This is a genomic window from Mesorhizobium calcicola (genome assembly GCF_042682105.1).
Lineage (GTDB): Bacteria > Pseudomonadota > Alphaproteobacteria > Rhizobiales > Rhizobiaceae > Mesorhizobium > Mesorhizobium calcicola.
Genome location: NZ_JBHUGY010000031.1, coordinates 18,029 through 32,427 on the forward strand (window position 1 = coordinate 18,029; position 14,399 = coordinate 32,427).

The following is a 14,399-nucleotide window of genomic DNA, read 5'->3' on the forward strand; positions in this document are numbered from 1 at the left end:
GGACGTTCCGGACCGCCGAAGCGTATGCGAGAGTATTTTATGAACCAGAACACCGACCTGCTGACGCTGCGGTCCGTCTCGAAATCCTACGGCACCGTCCCGGTGCTGCACGACGTCGACCTGTCGATCAAGGACGGTGAGTTCCTGACCGTTCTTGGGCCGTCGGGCTCCGGCAAGACCACGGTGCTGCGGCTGATTGGCGGGCTAGAGCCACTGACGTCCGGCGAGATCCGGCTCGACGACCAGGACATCAGCCGTATGCCGATCAACCGGCGGCCATTCAACACCGTGTTCCAGGACTATGCGCTGTTCCCGCATCTGACCGTTTCCGGCAATGTCGGCTACGGGCTTTCGGTTCGCCGCGTGCCGCGCAAAGAGATCGCGCGCCGCGTTGCGGAAGCGCTGGAGCTGGTCCAGCTCGGGCGTTTCACCGACCGCTTTCCGGCCCAGCTCTCCGGTGGCCAGCGCCAGCGCGTCGCCTTGGCCCGCGCACTGATCTGCCAGCCGCGCCTGATCCTGCTCGACGAGCCGCTGGCGGCGCTCGACCTCGAGCTGCGCCGGCAAATGCAGGAGTTCCTGAAATCCATCCAGCGCGAAATCAAAACCACCTTCCTGTTCGTCACCCACGACCAGGAAGAAGCGATCGGCATGGCCGATCGGATCTGCGTGATGCAGGCCGGCCATATCCGCCAGCTTGGCACCCCGCACGAGCTTTACTACAAACCAAATTGCGAGTTCGTGGCGCGCTTCTTCGGCGAGAACAATCTGGTGGCCGGAAAGCTTGGATCCGTCCAGGGCGAATTGCGAGCGATCGAGACGGCACTCGGACGCCTGGTTTGTTCGATCAGTGACCAGCCGCATTTGAAGACAGCGGCGGATGGCGCCAGTGCCTTCGCTGCCTTCCGTCCCGAGGCCTTGCACCTTGCCGATGCAAAGGACACAGACAACCGCTTTTCCGGCACGATCGCCGACATGGCCTTCGCCGGCTCGTCGACCATTGCCACCATGACAGCCGGCGCCGACCATGCTGCGCAACGCTTGCGGCTGCGCATGCCGAGCCGGGTCGACGGCAGCACGCTGAAATCCGGCGAGACGATCTCCCTTGCGTTTGCGCCGCATGAAGGCCACCTGGTGCTGGCATGAGCGGAACCGGCACGATACCGCTCGCGGAACGGCGATGGTCGCTGCTGGTGACGGTGCTGGCTTTCGCCTTGCCGGTGGTCTTCGTCCTCGTGCCGCTGGCGATCTTCCTCGGCTATAGCTTCTTCAGCGTCGACCAGGGCATGATTGTCCATACGCTGTCACTGGGCAATTATGTCCGCTTCTTCACCGACCCGATCTTTCTTCCGGTGTTCTGGAACACCATCGTGCTGTGTCTCTCGGTGGCGGCAATCTGCATTCTGCTCGCCTATCCCGCCGCCTATTTCCTGACGACACTGAAGGGGCGCTGGCGCTATGCCTTGCTGATGCTGCTGCTGGTGCCGCTGCTGATGAGCTACGTCATCAAGATCTATGCGATCCGCAGCATCCTCGGCCTCAACGGCTTTCTCAACAAGGCGCTGGTCGGGCTCGGTATCTTGCAGGAGCCGTCGACGCTTTTCGTGTTCAACATGAACGCCATCCTGCTGACGCTGACGCTGCTGCTGATCCCGTTCGCCATCCTGCCGATCTTCCTGTCGCTGGAGCGGATTCCACAGGTGCTGCTGCGCGCCTCCGACGATCTGGGCGCAAGCGGCCTGCAGACGTTCCTGCGCATCACCTTGCCGCTCAGCCTGCCCGGCGTCGCCTCTGCGGCGAGCTTCGTGTTCGTGCTGGCGATCGGCGATTTCCTGACGCCGCAAATGGTCGGCGGGATCAGCGGCTTCACCTTCGGCCGCATCCTCTACAGCCAGTTCGGCACGGCCTACAACTGGCCGTTCGGTGCGGCGCTATCAGTGGCGCTGGCCGTCGTGGTGATCGCGGCAATTCTTGTCGGCGAGCGCTTCGGCCGCAACCGGGGGACAGCGATATGACCGCCCTGCCCCGGCTATCCACCGTCGTTCTGGCTGCGATCACGACATTGGTCGCGGTGCTGCTCTACAGCCCGCTGGCCGTGCCGATCGTGTCGTCGTTCTTCACCATTGCGCATGGCAATGTCGACTGGTCGTCGCCGACGCTTGCGACCTATGTCGCGCTGGCGGGAAACCACGACATTCTGGTCGCCTTGCGCACCACGCTGATCGTCGGCGCCTGCACCGTCATCCTGTCGGTGGTCAGCGGAACGCTGCTGGCGCTCTACTACCACAGCCGCCGTTCCGGGCGCACACTGCTGCAGTTTATCATCTTCCTGCCGTTCCTGATGCCGCCGATCATCAGCGGTCTGGCGCTGCTGATCTTCTTCCGCGAGATCGGCCTTGAACGCTCGCTGCTGACGGTGGTCATCGGGCACACGGTTTTCGTGCTGGCGATCGTCTATCGCACGGTGCTGACGCGGCTGCAGTCGATGAGCCGCACGCTGGTCGAAGCGTCCTACGATCTCGGCGCCACGGGCTGGCAAACGTTCTGGCGCATCATCCTGCCGAACCTGTCGAGCGCCATGGTCGGCGGCGCCATCCTGGCTTTCGCGCTGTCGTTCGACGAGACCATGATCACCATCCTGGTCACCGGCACCCAGAGCACGCTGCCGGTCAGGCTGTGGGCGATGATGCGGCTTGGCTTTTCACCCGACATCAATGCGCTGGTGGCGCTGATCCTGATGTTCACCGTACTGCTCTGCGTGCTCGCCGCCCGTTTTCTTATTCCCAGGCAAGTCGCGACGGAACGGACCTGAGTGCGCGGCAGCTACGGCCGACGGATGTCGCATTGTCGCGTTGATTGCAGGCTGGCCGCTGTCATTTTGCGAGGGCAGGCGGGCCGAGGTCGAAGACCCGCCCCGGATTGAGGATGTTTCCGGGGTCAAGCGCTGCCTTCAGCCGACGCATCGTGGCGATCTCGGCGTCACTGCGGACCAGATGCAGCCACTTCTTCTTGTCGAGGCCGATGCCATGTTCGGCCGAGACGCCGCCTCCAGCCGCCGCCACGCCGCGATAGATGATGTCGTATGCAGCAGCAGGATCGACCGTGCGGACCTGGTAGTGCAGATTGCCGTCACCGAGATGACCGAAGACATAGATGTCGGCGCCAGCGTCCATGGCGTGGATGGCGGCGTCCGCTTCTTGCAGGAAAGCTCCCATCCGCGCCAGCGGGATGCTGATGTCGACGCCGATCAGCCCCTTGATCGAAAACAGGACGCGATTGGCGTCCTCGCGCACGGCCCACAGCGCCCGGACTTCGCGCGGCGACTGCGAGACGACCACGTCCTCGATGACGCCGTCTTCGACAGCTTGCATCAGCACTTCGGCGAAGCGCTCGCCGTCGCGTTCGGGCTCGTTGCCCTGGATCTCGGCCAGCACATAGACGGGCGAGCCCGCAGGCAACGGCGCCGGCATGTCCATGCTGGCGACCATGGCGTCATAGAGCGGTGCGAAGTTGACCTCATAGGCGGACAATAACGGGCCGAGCTTTTGCCGCAGCAGTCCAAGCAAAGTGATCGCAGCATCGAGCGAAGGGAGCGCGCAGAAGGCGTTGACCTCGGACGCCGGCTTCGGATGCAGCCTGAGCGCGGCACGTGTGACGACGCCGAGCGTCCCTTCCGAGCCGATGAAGAGCTGGCTGAGGTCGAAGCCGGAATTGTCCTTGGGCAAACCTTTCAGCGATGTCAGCACGCTGCCATCGGCAAGCACGGCTTCCAGCCCCAGCACCTGCGCCCGGTACATGCCATAGCGCAGCACACGGATGCCGCCGGCATTGGTGGCGACATTGCCGCCGACCGTGGCAGAACCGCGGGCGCCGATATCGACGCCGAACATCAGGCCGGCACCATCGGCTGCCTCCTGCACCGCCTGCAGCGTCGCGCCCGCTTGAGCGACGATGCTGGCAGCCTCCGGTGCATCGACCCCGGTCATGCGCTCCAGCGACAGCACGACCTCGCCCGGCTGCACACGCGCGGCGCCCGTCAGCCCGGTGCGTCCGCCCTGCACGACAATTGGCTGGCCGAGGCGGTTGCATGCGGCGAGTGCCGCCGCGACACCCGCGGTGTCGCGCGGGCGCAGCACCGCTTCGGGAAGCGCACCGAGCTTGCCATCGGGATCGTCGCGATAGCGCTGGTCCACGTCGGAGCCGGCAAGCACGCCGCCCGCGCCCAGCCGGTCGCCGAGCGCGGATAGAAGCTGTTGGGTTTCCGGCGACATTGGCCAATCCTGTTCACGGGCCAATCTATTCATGATCGCGTGCCGGTCAAACCCTTGTCCCCTACAAAGCGATACCGTCCGCGTCCGTGGACAGTGCGGGACAGGCCAACCGTCCGGCGTCGATCGCGATGCGATCAGATCGACGCCGGACGATAGGGCATCTCACTGAAGCTTCGCCTGCAGCATGTTGACGTCGTCGGTGGTCATTTCACCGTCGGTCGTCACCTTGCCGTCGACGATCTTCCACAGCCGGAACGGGCCGGTGATGTCGCCATATTTGTCGAAGGCGACCGGGCCGATGACGCCTTCGTAGCGGATCGGCTTGCCGTCCTTGATCAGGCCGAGCGCCTTGGCGAACTCTTCCTTGCCGGCAAAGATCGGCGTACCGGCCGGATCGACCGCCTTGAACATCGCATCCTTGATCTTGGCCGGATCCTCGGAGCCGGCAATGGCGATGGCCAGCCCAACGATGGCGCCGGCATCATAGGAACGGTCGGCCGCCGGATTGGACGGCTCGATGCCGGAAAATTCCTTGTAGTTCTTGGTGAAATATTCCGTCGAGGCCGTCGGGCTGGTGCCGGACGACGTGCCATAGGCCTCCTTCAGATAGTCGGCGCCGACGGATTCGATGAAGTCCGGGCTGTTCATGCCGTCGTTGAGCAGGAATTTCTGCACGCCGCCCTGCGATATCCAGGTGCGGGCGACCGTTGCGCCGTCGACCGGGGTGCTGACGAGATAGAGCCCGTCCGGCTCGCCGGCCATCGCCGCAGTGACTTCCGAGGCATAGCTCGACTGCTTTTCGTTGTAGGGCGTGTCGGAGATGATGGTGCCGCCGAGCGCTTTGTAGGCACGCGAGAATTCGGCCACCATGTTGACGCCGAAATCGTTGTTGACGTGGATGATCGACAGCTTCTTGAAGCCCTTGTCGATGGCATATTTGGCGGCGGCGACGCCTTGCAGCGCATCCGAGGTGATGGTGCGGAAGAAGATGCCGTTGGTCTTGCCGTCGCGGCCGAGCGCCGTCAGCGTCGGCGAGGACGACGCCGGCGACACCTGGACGATCTTGGCCGGTGCCGTGACCGAAGTCAGGATCGGGATCGACACCGACGAGATGATGCCGCCGATGATGACCGGCACCTTCTTGACCTGCACGAGCTGGGTGGCGGCATCGACCGCGATATTGCCCTGGCTCTGGCTGTCACGCGTGTCGGTCGCCAGGTCGCAGCCGCGCACGCCACCGGCGGCGTTGATGTCGCGGAAGGCCATCTCGACCGATTTGGCGCCAGCCTGGCCGTATTCGCCCGCCGGGCCGGTCAGTTCCATGACGAGGCCGACGGTGATCTTGCAATCGGCGGCTTGCGCCGCGCCAGCCATCGTCACGAGAGCGAGAGCGGTGGTGAGTTGGAGTATCGTCTTTCTCATTGTTGTTCCCCTTTGAGCTACACGAACTGAATTGCATCCTGTCTTGTTCAAGCATCGGATCCGCCCAAAAACCGCTTCGCAACTTTTTGGTCCGATGCTCTGGCCTGTTCAGCGTTCCGGCACCTGCAGCCAGGTTTCATGCAGATGTCGCCATTCGACACCGTTGGGCGCCGATGAACTGGTGGTGAAGACGGCACTCGATTGGCGGCGGCTGTGCTTGCCGCCGCGCAGTTGTGCCTCGACGTAGAAGACGACGATCGTATCCGCGTTTTGCCAGCCGGGCCGGATGTCCTCGATCGAAATGGCGAAGCCGTCGTCACAGCTGGCGCGGCTGGTGCGGACATGATCGACGACCGCGGTGCGATCGAGGATCTGGCCGCTCGGCGCGACCATGACGAAACCATCGCCCATGACGCGCTCGAAGCGGGTGAAGTCCACAGCGTTGGCGCGCTCGGCGACGAACCAGTCGACGAAGAAGCGGTGCAGGTCGACGACTTCCGCGCTGGCGCGTGAAAACAGGGAGGGTTCGCCGCTCATTTTTTTCCCGCGTTGAGGTTGTAGTGCATGATCGAACCGTGGCGGCCGTGGCGGTCGCGCTCCAGCGTGTAGACGTCACCCTCGAGGCCGGTGCCTTGCGCGATGACGGCGGCAATCCGCGCCCGGTCCTCGGCATCGAGCGCAACGTCCATGATGCCGGCGTTGGCAAGGGCGTGCGCCTGGTTGCGTGCGCCGACGATGACAGCCGCCACTTGCGGCTGCTCCAGCACCCAGGCGCTGGCGACGGTGGCGACGTCGACGCCGTGGCGGTCGCCGACGGCTTTCAGCACCTGAAGCAGTTGCTGGAACAGGTCCCAGCCACCAAAGTCATCGATGATCAGCTTGTATTTGACCAGCGAGCGGTTTTCGAGCGGCGTGGCGGGCTCGGCCACATCAAGCCATCTGTCGCTGAGGAAGCCGCCGGCGACGGAGCCGTAGCAAAGGAAGCTGACGCCGTTCTTCGCGGCGAGTGCGGCAAGGCCGTTGCCCGGCCGCTGGTCGAGCACCGAATATTGCAGTTGCTGGCTGACCAGCGGGATGCCGGCGGCGAGGATTTCGGCCAACCGCGGCGTGTCGAAATTGGTGGTGCCGAGATTGCGCACCTTGCCTTCCAGACGAAGCTCGTTGAGCCAGCCCATTGCCTCGACGTAGCGCGGCTGCTCATAGTCCCACCAGTGGAACTGCACGAGATCGAGCCGCTCGGTCTTCAGCCGCCGCAGCGACTGGTCGACGATGCCTCTGATGTAGTCGCGGCTGATGCCGGCAAGCCTTTCGAGGTCGGGCACCAGCTTGGTGTGCACCTTCATCCTGGCGGCAGCATCGAGGCCGCGCTCACTGGCCAGTCGCAGGCGCGCCGCACCGACCAGCTCCTCGACGCCGGTGTAGATGTCGGCGCAATCATAGGTCCAGATACCGGCATCGAAGGTGGCGATCAGGTCGGTCACCGCCTGCTGGCGATCGATGGCGCCGTGCCCTCCGGCCAGCTGCCAGCCGCCGCGAATGACGCGCGAGATCGTGTAGCCGGGCCCGAGTTCGAAGGTCTTGCCGGTCATTTGTTGTCTCTCTCCTTCGGCAGCGGCACGGCCGTCGTTTCGGCATGGCTGAACCGCCGCTTGGCCATCCTGACGATCCTCAGCCGGCTGGCGCAATTGGGATCGGGACAGGCAATCTCGGCGTCCGAGGTCATCCAGTCATTCGGGTGGGTCGGGCGTTGCTTGGCTGCCAGCAGCGGCAACACCGCCGCTATCGAATAGATCGAAAAGCCCTGGCCAGCCGGCATCGACAGCATCTCGCCCTTCAACTCGAAATAGTCGCCGGCCCTGGCGCCGCAATAGACCGGCTTGCCCTCCGGGATGACCGCCTCGACGCGAAGATCGAAGAGTTCGAAACTGTCGTCGGCCATTCAGGCCTCCACCAGGCTGAAGGTGACATCGCAGGCGCCGTTGCGGCGGATGACGCCGCAGGCGGCGGCGAACCGATCTCGCTCTTCGGCAAGCACCTGTGCCACCACGCTGCCGGCGAGCCAGCCGATCGGAAACAGCAGCCGCGCGCCCTGCCCGTAATAGAGACCGATGTCGAAGATCGGATTGGGATTGCCGCCCCACATGCGCGGCGGCACATAGGACAGCACGATGTCGCCGGGCTGCGGCGTCAGCGTTGCGTTCTCCGCCGGCAGAGGCCTCGCATAGGGCTGGCCCTCGAGATCGGCAGCGGGAACCGGGCAGGAGATTTCCGGCCCTGTCCACATCGCGTGGATACCCGGCACGACGCGTGGCATGCCAAGATATGCCGAGAGGAAGGCGGCGTTTTCCGGCGCCTTCTGCGGCAGCAGCAGCGCCGTCACGGAGAGCTGCGAGCGTGGCTCGGTGATCCTGATGGCGGTCATGTCTGGTCTTTCGCGGCGGTGGATTGCAGCTTGCTGCGCAGGAACGTGAAGGGCCGGCTGATGTCGGCAACCAGCGACTCGCGCGCGGCCTGCGCATCCTGCCTGGCCAGGGCCGTGACGATGCGGCGGTGATACTGGGCGGTGTCGACCTCGCCGGCTTCTGAGAAGGCGTAGATGGCGACACGAATGCAGGGGCCTGATTGCAGCCACAGGCTCTCGATCATCGGGATCAGCACGGCCGAGCCGCAAGAGCGGTAGATCTCGAAATGAAAGCTCTGGTTGAGTGTCACTTCGCGATCGACATCCTTCTTGTGTTTCAACGCTCGCATCTCGTCCCATTCGCCGAGGATGGTCTCGATGGTGGCGATCTGGCGCGGCCCCATGCGGGCGGCGGCCAACGCGATGGCCTCGCCCTCGATCAGGATGCGGGCCCGCAAGAGATCGTCGAGACGTTCCAGGGTGATTGGCGGCACCCGCACAGAACGATTGGGCAGCGCCTCCAGCGCTTTTTCCGTGATCAGCCGGCCGAGCGCCTCGCGCACCGGCATGGTCGAAGTGACCAATGCATCGGCGAGCCCACGGATGGTCAGCACCTGGCTTGGCTCGAACAGGCCGCCGATCAGGGCGCGGCGCAATTCCGAATAGACGCGATCCTGCACGGTCTCTCGGCCGACCGGCGCAAGCTGCGCCGCGATCGCCTCATTGTTCTTTTCGATGGCAGCCTTTTGCATGGATTTCCGTTCTTGGCGGTTTTCGGCTTGCAGACGAAATTAAAGCCGAATAGCGTGATCAAAGCAAGTGTGATCACAAATCAAAAATCAGGAGACGGCAACGATCGTCTTCGGCCAGAGGGTTTGATGAGCGAGGCAGCGGAACAGCAGGGGCAAGAGACCCGTGCGCCGGTTCTGACGGCAAGGAACGTCGTCAGGCGGTTCGGCGGCCTTGTCGCGGTCAACGATGTCTCGTTCGAGGTCCGGGCGGGAGAAATCCTCGGCCTGATCGGGCCGAACGGCGCCGGCAAGACGACGATGTTCGATCTGCTTGCCGGCAGCATCCTGCCGACCAGCGGCGATATCCTGCTCAACGGCACGCGCGTTTCGGGCGAAGCCGCGCATCTGCGCATTGGTCGCGGGCTTGGCCGCACCTTCCAGATCCCGCGCCCGCTGCCCAACCTGACGCTGATCGAAAACATCATGCTGGCGGCGCAGGGTCAGGCCGGAGAAAAGCTGCTCGCCAACTTCGTGACGCCGTGGCGGGTGGCGGCGCAGGAAAGAGCCGCTAGGACCAAGGCGCTCGAACTGCTGGAGTTGGTCACCCTCACCCACCTCGCGCATGAGCCGGCGCGCGTGCTTTCAGGCGGCCAGCGCAAGCTGCTCGAACTCGCCCGCGTCATGATGGCCGATACGGCGATCATCCTGCTCGACGAGCCGGCGGCCGGTGTCAACGCAACGCTGCTTGAAGTCATCATCGACCGCATCCGCGATATCAACGCGCGCGGCATCACCTTCCTTTTGATCGAACACAACATCGACATGGTGACGCGGCTCTGCCATCGCGTCCTCGTCATGGCGAGCGGCCAGTTGCTCAGCGAAGGCACTGCGGAACAGGTCGCTCGCGACCCGCGCGTCATCGAGGCCTATCTCGGAGGCACCGCATGAGCGAGACAGTCCTCGAAGTCCGTAATCTCGAAGCTGGCTACGAGCCCGGTGTGCCGATCGTGCGTGGCGCCTCGATCACCGTCAGCAAGGGCGAGATCGTCGTCGTGCTCGGCCCCAACGGTGCCGGCAAGTCGAGCTTCATCAAGGCGATCGCCGGCCTCGTCCCGATCACCGGCGGCACGGTGTCTCTGGACGGCAAGGACATCACCGCCGCGCCCGCGCACACCATGGTGCGGCTTGGACTGGCCTTCGTGCCGCAGACCGAGAACATCTTCCCGCTGATGTCGGTCGAGGACAATCTCAAGGTCGCTTGCGGCATCCTCGAGCGGCGCGAAATCCCTGCCCGCATCGAGGAAATGTATGCCGCCTTCCCCGACCTCGTCCGCCAGCGCCGCACCGCCGCCGGCAACCTGTCGGGCGGGCAGCGGCAAATGCTCGCCGTCGCGCGGGCGCTGATCGTCCATCCCAAGGTGCTGGTGCTCGACGAGCCGTCGGCCGGCCTGTCGCCGAAATTCGTGTCGATGGTGTTCGAGATGCTGGCCGGCATCCGCAAGTCCGGCGTCACCATCCTTTTGGTCGAACAGAACGCCAAGGCGGCGCTCGCCATCGGCGACCGCGCCTATGTGCTGGTCGAAGGCAAGGACCGGCACGAAGGTGTCGCCTCCGAACTGTGGAACGACCCGGTCGTCGCCGAACTCTATCTCGGCCAGCGCCCCCTCAAGGGGGAAAAAACACCGCATGCTGGCAAGGGAGGCGCGGCATGAGCCTGCAATTCGTCGTCGACGGGTTGCTGACCGGTTCGATGATCGGCCTCGGCGCCATCGGCGTGACGCTGACCTATTCGATCCTGCGCTTCTCGAACTTCGCCCATGGCGACTTCATGGCCTGGGGTACCTATGCGACGCTGGCCGTCGTCAGCGCCATCGGAGCGACAGTCGGCAAGGTGGCGCCGATCGCTCCGCTGTCCTTCGGCTGGCCGCTGATCGTTGCACTGGTCGTCGGCATGGCCTTCACCGCCTTGCTGGCACTGCTGCTCGACAAGGTGCTGTTCGCGCGGCTGCGCTCGCAGGGCCAGGCCATCATCGTGGTGATGGCAAGCTTTGGCGCCTCGATGGCGCTGAGAAGCCTGCTCGAGTTCACCTTCACCTCGCGGCCGACCTATTTCAGCCGGGCGATCCAGATCGCCATGCCGGTCGGCTTCGGCATCCGCATCACGCCCGACCAGATCGCGCTTTTGCTGCTGACCGCCGTGCTGGTGCTCGGCGTGCATCTTTTGATGACGCGCACACAGACCGGCCGCTCGATGCAGGCCTTGAGCCAGAACGCGGCACTGGCCCGCATCGTCGGCATCGACGTCGCCAGCGTGGTGCGCGTCACCTGGGTCATCGGCGGCGCGCTGGCCTGCGTGGCCGGCGTGATGATCGGCATTCTGGTGCAGATCCGACCGTTCATGGGCTTCGACATGCTGCTGCCGATGTTCGCCGCCGCCATTCTCGGCGGCATCGGCAGCATACCGGGTGCGGTGCTCGGTGGCCTGATCATCGGGCTCGCCGAAGCCGGCGCAGTGCAGTTGATCGGCGCCGAATGGCGCGCCGCCGTCTCCTTCATCATCCTGATGGCAGTGCTGTTCGTGCGGCCGATCGGCCTGTTTGGTGTGAGGGAACGCTGATGGATTTGCTCGGCTACGGCGCCTTCTTCCTGACCACCGCACTGATCTTTTCGCTCGTCACGCTGGGGCTCAATCTGCAATGGGGGCTGACCGGCCTGTTCAATGTCGGCCTCTCCGGCTTCGTCGCCATCGGCGCCTACACCTCGGCGCTGCTGACGACACCGGATGATGCCGCGCGGCTCGGTGGCTTCGGCCTGCCGATCCTCGTCGGCTGGTGTGGTGCCATGATCGTCGGCGGCATCGCCGCTGCACTCACCGGCGTGGCGACGTTACGGCTCAGATCCGACTATCTGGCGATCACCACGTTCGGCGTCGCCGTCGTGGTGCAGCTGGTCGCGCTCAACGCGCAGAAACTGACCGGTGGGCCATTCGGCATCGGCTTCATTCCGCGCCCGTTCGGCAGCCTCGCCGAGACGCCGCTGCTGTTCAACCTGTCCAACCTTGCCGTCGTCTGCGCGGTGACGCTGGTCGCCTTTCTCGCCTTGGAGCACCTGTCGCGCAGCCCGTGGGGCCGCGTCTTGAAGGCGCTGCGGGAGGACGAACGGGCGGCGATCTCGTTGGGCAAGAGCGCGCGCTTCTATCGCGTCCAGGCCTTTGCCGTCGGTGGCGCCATCATGGCGCTGGCCGGCGCGCTGCAGGCGCATTTCACCGGCTTCATCGCGCCGGACAATTACCTGCCCATCCTGACCTTCCAGGTCTGGGTGATGCTGATCGTCGGCGGCTCGGGCAGCAATCTTGGCGCCGTCATCGGCAGCATCCTGGTCTGGGCGATATGGGCCGGGTCTGGAACATTGACCAGCGTGCTTTTCCCGCCAGAACAACAGGCCCGCGCCGCCGCGCTGCAGATCGCCGCGATCGGCGTCATGCTCTGCGTCATCCTGCTGATCCGGCCGAACGGCCTGTTCGGGGACAGGCCGCGGTGGCCACGGCTCGGCAAGCGGGCGAAGATGGTCGCGGGCAAGAGCAGTTCCGGGTCATGAATGCCGTGGTCCGGCAGGAAGCGCATGACGCTTCGCTCTGGCATGCCGTCAGCCGCAATCGTCGCGACCGGCCGGCGCTGCAAGGCGGGCTTGATGTCGACCTCGCCATAGTCGGCGGTGGCTTTTCCGGCCTCTCGACCGCGCTGCACGCCGACGGGAGAGGCCTCTCAGTCGCCGTTCTCGAAGCCGAGTTCATCGCCTGGGGCGCGACCGGCAGGAATGCCGGCTTCGTCGTGCCGAACTTCGCCAAGATGGACCCGGACAGCATCGTTGCGCATCTCGGCCCCGAGCGTGGCGAAAGGCTGGTCGATTTCGCCGCCGGCAGTGCGGACCTCGTCTTCGGCCTGATCAAGCGATATGGCATCGACTGCGACGCGGTGCAGAACGGATGGATCCAGCCGGCACATTCGCCCGCAGCGTTCGAGAAGGTCAAATCCCGCGCCGGCCAATGGGCACGGCGCGGCCGGCCGGCCGTTGCCCTGGACCGGGAGAACATCGAAGCGCTGACCGGCGTGCGCGGCTATGTCGGCGGCTGGATGGACCGATCGGGCGGCGTGCTCAATCCGGTCGCCTATGCGCAGGGTTTGGCCGATGCGGCGGAAAAGACAGGCGCCCGCATCTTCGAGCACACGCGCGTCACCTCGCTTGACCGCATGACCGACTGCTGGGCGTTGAAAACGCCATCGGGATCGGTACGCGCCGGCAAGGTGCTGATCGCCACCAACGCCTATGGCGGGTCGCTCAATCCGTTGCTGCAGCGAACCTATTTTCCGCTGAAGGTTTTCCAGATTGCCACGGCACCGCTGCCTCGCGAAATCCGCACCCGTCTCTTGCCCGGCGGGCAAGGCGTCGGCGACACCAGGCGCAATCTCCTCACCTTCCGCTTCGACGCCGAAAACCGGCTGATCAGCGGCGGCATGCATATTCTCGGCGCCGGCGCCGACACGCGCGTACCGCGGACGATCTGGCGACGGCTTGGCCGGCATCTTGATCTGCCGGACCTGCCGCCGCTTGCCTATAGCTGGTCGGGAATGGCAGCGGTCGAGCCGGATTTCCTGCCGCACCTCCTGGACCTAGGGCCGGGGCTCATCGCCGGCCGCGCCTGCAACGGGCGCGGCATTGCGATGACGACGGCGATGGGCAAGGTGCTGGCCGACTGGGCGGCTGGAACCGATGCCCGTGATTTGCCGCTGCCCTTTGCGCCGCCGGCTCCGATCCCGTTCCATGCCTTGTTGCGGCACGCACCCAACATGCTGCTCGGCTGGAGCATGCTGCGCGACCGGATGGACGAGACGAGATAGGCGGACCGTCACCTGGCCGCGTCAAGGTTTGCCGACAAAACAGCGGCCGCCATGGCGATGTCTTGTTCGATGAAAGTCCGGACGGCGGGACCGCTGCGCTGCTCCAGCGCGGCGACGATCTGGCGATGCGCATCGTTCGACTGCGGAACGTAGCGGTCAGCCTGCATCAGCAGCTTGAGATAGGGCCCGACCCGGCCCCAGAGGTCGCGGATCATGTTGAGCAGGATCGGCGCGCCCGCATGCTGGTAGATGGCGAAGTGGAAGGCCTCGTTCAGCGCAAGATAGGCCCTGGCGTCGCCGGCCTCGATGGCATGCTGCATGCCGGCGAGCGTCGTCTGGATGTCAATCAGCCCGCTTTCGGTCATCCGCGACGCGGCCATCTCGCCCGCCAGGCCCTCGACGGCAATGCGGATGCGCGTCAGTTCCTCGAAGGCCGGTGCGGACAGCAAGGGCACGATGACCGAGCGATTGTTCTGCATCTCGAGCAGCCGCTCGGCGACGAGCCTCTGCAGCGCCTCGCGGATCGGCGTCGTCGATATGCCGAACGTCTCGGCGAGCTTGCGGATGACCAGCGTCTGGCCCGGGCTGAAGCCGCCCGAAATCAATTCCTGCTTGAGCGCGCCATAGGCGCGGTCATTCAGGGTTTGATGTTCAAGCTTCAGCATGCGCGGCCCGCTCC

Annotated in this window: 16 protein-coding genes; 8 read left to right on the forward strand and 8 right to left on the reverse strand. The window is 64.9% G+C overall.

Annotated elements, in window-relative coordinates:
* Positions 1 to 39: 39 nt before the first annotated feature.
* From ACFSQT_RS20000 to ACFSQT_RS20010, 3 genes are read left to right on the forward strand one after another with little or no spacing between them, the layout of a single operon-like run.
* Positions 40 to 1,143 carry an ABC transporter ATP-binding protein gene (locus ACFSQT_RS20000; protein ID WP_379021315.1) on the forward strand — a complete coding sequence of 368 codons (1,104 nt, stop codon included), beginning with the start codon at positions 40 to 42 and terminating at the stop codon, positions 1,141 to 1,143.
* Positions 1,140 to 2,012: an ABC transporter permease gene (locus tag ACFSQT_RS20005; protein WP_379021317.1), complete on the forward strand. Its 873-nt coding sequence runs from the start codon at positions 1,140 to 1,142 to the stop codon at positions 2,010 to 2,012. Before ACFSQT_RS20000 ends, ACFSQT_RS20005 begins: the two co-directional genes overlap by 4 nt.
* Positions 2,009 to 2,809: an ABC transporter permease gene (locus tag ACFSQT_RS20010; RefSeq protein ID WP_379021319.1), complete on the forward strand. Its 801-nt coding sequence runs from the start codon at positions 2,009 to 2,011 to the stop codon at positions 2,807 to 2,809. The genes ACFSQT_RS20005 and ACFSQT_RS20010 overlap by 4 nt, the downstream gene beginning before the upstream one ends.
* 61 nt (positions 2,810 to 2,870) lie before the next feature.
* Here the strand turns inward: ACFSQT_RS20010 and ACFSQT_RS20015 are convergent, their stop codons facing one another.
* The 7 genes from ACFSQT_RS20015 to ACFSQT_RS20045 form a co-directional block, all read right to left on the reverse strand.
* The gene (locus ACFSQT_RS20015) at positions 2,871 to 4,268 is read right to left on the reverse strand and encodes an FAD-binding oxidoreductase (protein WP_379021321.1); all 1,398 of its coding nucleotides are present in this window, start codon (positions 4,266 to 4,268) and stop codon (positions 2,871 to 2,873) included.
* A gap of 162 nt (positions 4,269 to 4,430) precedes the next feature.
* Positions 4,431 to 5,690 carry an ABC transporter substrate-binding protein gene (locus ACFSQT_RS20020; protein WP_379021323.1) on the reverse strand — a complete coding sequence of 420 codons (1,260 nt, stop codon included), beginning with the start codon at positions 5,688 to 5,690 and terminating at the stop codon, positions 4,431 to 4,433.
* Positions 5,691 to 5,798: 108 nt separating this feature from the next.
* Positions 5,799 to 6,227: a DUF4440 domain-containing protein gene (locus ACFSQT_RS20025; RefSeq protein WP_379021325.1), complete on the reverse strand. Its 429-nt coding sequence runs from the start codon at positions 6,225 to 6,227 to the stop codon at positions 5,799 to 5,801.
* Positions 6,224 to 7,279 (reverse strand): aldo/keto reductase, encoded by a 1,056-nt coding sequence (locus ACFSQT_RS20030; RefSeq protein ID WP_379021327.1) that lies wholly within the window; start codon positions 7,277 to 7,279, stop codon positions 6,224 to 6,226. Before ACFSQT_RS20030 ends, ACFSQT_RS20025 begins: the two co-directional genes overlap by 4 nt.
* Complete coding sequence (locus tag ACFSQT_RS20035) at positions 7,276 to 7,629, reverse strand: TIGR04076 family protein (protein WP_379021329.1); 354 nt, start codon at positions 7,627 to 7,629, stop codon at positions 7,276 to 7,278. Before ACFSQT_RS20035 ends, ACFSQT_RS20030 begins: the two co-directional genes overlap by 4 nt.
* Positions 7,630 to 8,112 carry a DUF3830 family protein gene (locus ACFSQT_RS20040; RefSeq protein WP_379021331.1) on the reverse strand — a complete coding sequence of 161 codons (483 nt, stop codon included), beginning with the start codon at positions 8,110 to 8,112 and terminating at the stop codon, positions 7,630 to 7,632. It abuts the gene before it with no gap.
* Positions 8,109 to 8,843 (reverse strand): GntR family transcriptional regulator, encoded by a 735-nt coding sequence (locus ACFSQT_RS20045; RefSeq protein ID WP_379021333.1) that lies wholly within the window; start codon positions 8,841 to 8,843, stop codon positions 8,109 to 8,111. The genes ACFSQT_RS20040 and ACFSQT_RS20045 overlap by 4 nt, the downstream gene beginning before the upstream one ends.
* A gap of 126 nt (positions 8,844 to 8,969) precedes the next feature.
* On the opposite strand from ACFSQT_RS20045, the gene ACFSQT_RS20050 reads away from it, so the two are divergent.
* The 5 genes from ACFSQT_RS20050 to ACFSQT_RS20070 are packed head-to-tail and all read left to right on the forward strand — an operon-like array spanning position 8,970 to position 13,720.
* Entirely contained in the window at positions 8,970 to 9,770 is an 801-nt protein-coding gene (locus tag ACFSQT_RS20050) for an ABC transporter ATP-binding protein (protein WP_379021335.1), read from the forward strand.
* Complete coding sequence (locus ACFSQT_RS20055; protein WP_379021337.1) at positions 9,767 to 10,534, forward strand: branched-chain amino acid ABC transporter ATP-binding protein; 768 nt, start codon at positions 9,767 to 9,769, stop codon at positions 10,532 to 10,534. Before ACFSQT_RS20050 ends, ACFSQT_RS20055 begins: the two co-directional genes overlap by 4 nt.
* On the forward strand, positions 10,531 to 11,439 hold the full coding sequence (locus ACFSQT_RS20060) for a branched-chain amino acid ABC transporter permease (RefSeq protein WP_379021339.1): 909 nt from the start codon (positions 10,531 to 10,533) through the stop codon (positions 11,437 to 11,439). The genes ACFSQT_RS20055 and ACFSQT_RS20060 overlap by 4 nt, the downstream gene beginning before the upstream one ends.
* Complete coding sequence (locus tag ACFSQT_RS20065; protein ID WP_379021923.1) at positions 11,436 to 12,419, forward strand: branched-chain amino acid ABC transporter permease; 984 nt, start codon at positions 11,436 to 11,438, stop codon at positions 12,417 to 12,419. The genes ACFSQT_RS20060 and ACFSQT_RS20065 overlap by 4 nt, the downstream gene beginning before the upstream one ends.
* Positions 12,416 to 13,720, forward strand: coding sequence for an NAD(P)/FAD-dependent oxidoreductase (locus tag ACFSQT_RS20070; RefSeq protein ID WP_379021341.1), 1,305 nt, complete (start codon positions 12,416 to 12,418; stop codon positions 13,718 to 13,720). The genes ACFSQT_RS20065 and ACFSQT_RS20070 overlap by 4 nt, the downstream gene beginning before the upstream one ends.
* An 8-nt stretch (positions 13,721 to 13,728) precedes the next feature.
* Here ACFSQT_RS20070 and ACFSQT_RS20075 read toward each other — a convergent pair whose 3' ends face one another.
* Positions 13,729 to 14,385: a GntR family transcriptional regulator gene (locus tag ACFSQT_RS20075; RefSeq protein ID WP_379021343.1), complete on the reverse strand. Its 657-nt coding sequence runs from the start codon at positions 14,383 to 14,385 to the stop codon at positions 13,729 to 13,731.
* Positions 14,386 to 14,399 lie beyond the last annotated feature (14 nt).

Coding starts and splice junctions, on each gene's coding strand:
- ACFSQT_RS20000 (WP_379021315.1), top strand. CDS start 40: ATGAACCAGAACACCGACCTGCTGACGCTGCGGTCCGTCTCGAAATCC.
- ACFSQT_RS20030 (WP_379021327.1), bottom strand. CDS start 7,279: ATGACCGGCAAGACCTTCGAACTCGGGCCCGGCTACACGATCTCGCGC.
- ACFSQT_RS20005 (WP_379021317.1), top strand. CDS start 1,140: ATGAGCGGAACCGGCACGATACCGCTCGCGGAACGGCGATGGTCGCTG.
- ACFSQT_RS20010 (WP_379021319.1), top strand. CDS start 2,009: ATGACCGCCCTGCCCCGGCTATCCACCGTCGTTCTGGCTGCGATCACG.
- ACFSQT_RS20045 (WP_379021333.1), bottom strand. CDS start 8,843: ATGCAAAAGGCTGCCATCGAAAAGAACAATGAGGCGATCGCGGCGCAG.
- ACFSQT_RS20070 (WP_379021341.1), top strand. CDS start 12,416: ATGAATGCCGTGGTCCGGCAGGAAGCGCATGACGCTTCGCTCTGGCAT.
- ACFSQT_RS20035 (WP_379021329.1), bottom strand. CDS start 7,629: ATGGCCGACGACAGTTTCGAACTCTTCGATCTTCGCGTCGAGGCGGTC.
- ACFSQT_RS20075 (WP_379021343.1), bottom strand. CDS start 14,385: ATGCTGAAGCTTGAACATCAAACCCTGAATGACCGCGCCTATGGCGCG.
- ACFSQT_RS20055 (WP_379021337.1), top strand. CDS start 9,767: ATGAGCGAGACAGTCCTCGAAGTCCGTAATCTCGAAGCTGGCTACGAG.
- ACFSQT_RS20040 (WP_379021331.1), bottom strand. CDS start 8,112: ATGACCGCCATCAGGATCACCGAGCCACGCTCGCAGCTCTCCGTGACG.
- ACFSQT_RS20060 (WP_379021339.1), top strand. CDS start 10,531: ATGAGCCTGCAATTCGTCGTCGACGGGTTGCTGACCGGTTCGATGATC.
- ACFSQT_RS20025 (WP_379021325.1), bottom strand. CDS start 6,227: ATGAGCGGCGAACCCTCCCTGTTTTCACGCGCCAGCGCGGAAGTCGTC.
- ACFSQT_RS20020 (WP_379021323.1), bottom strand. CDS start 5,690: ATGAGAAAGACGATACTCCAACTCACCACCGCTCTCGCTCTCGTGACG.
- ACFSQT_RS20015 (WP_379021321.1), bottom strand. CDS start 4,268: ATGTCGCCGGAAACCCAACAGCTTCTATCCGCGCTCGGCGACCGGCTG.
- ACFSQT_RS20050 (WP_379021335.1), top strand. CDS start 8,970: ATGAGCGAGGCAGCGGAACAGCAGGGGCAAGAGACCCGTGCGCCGGTT.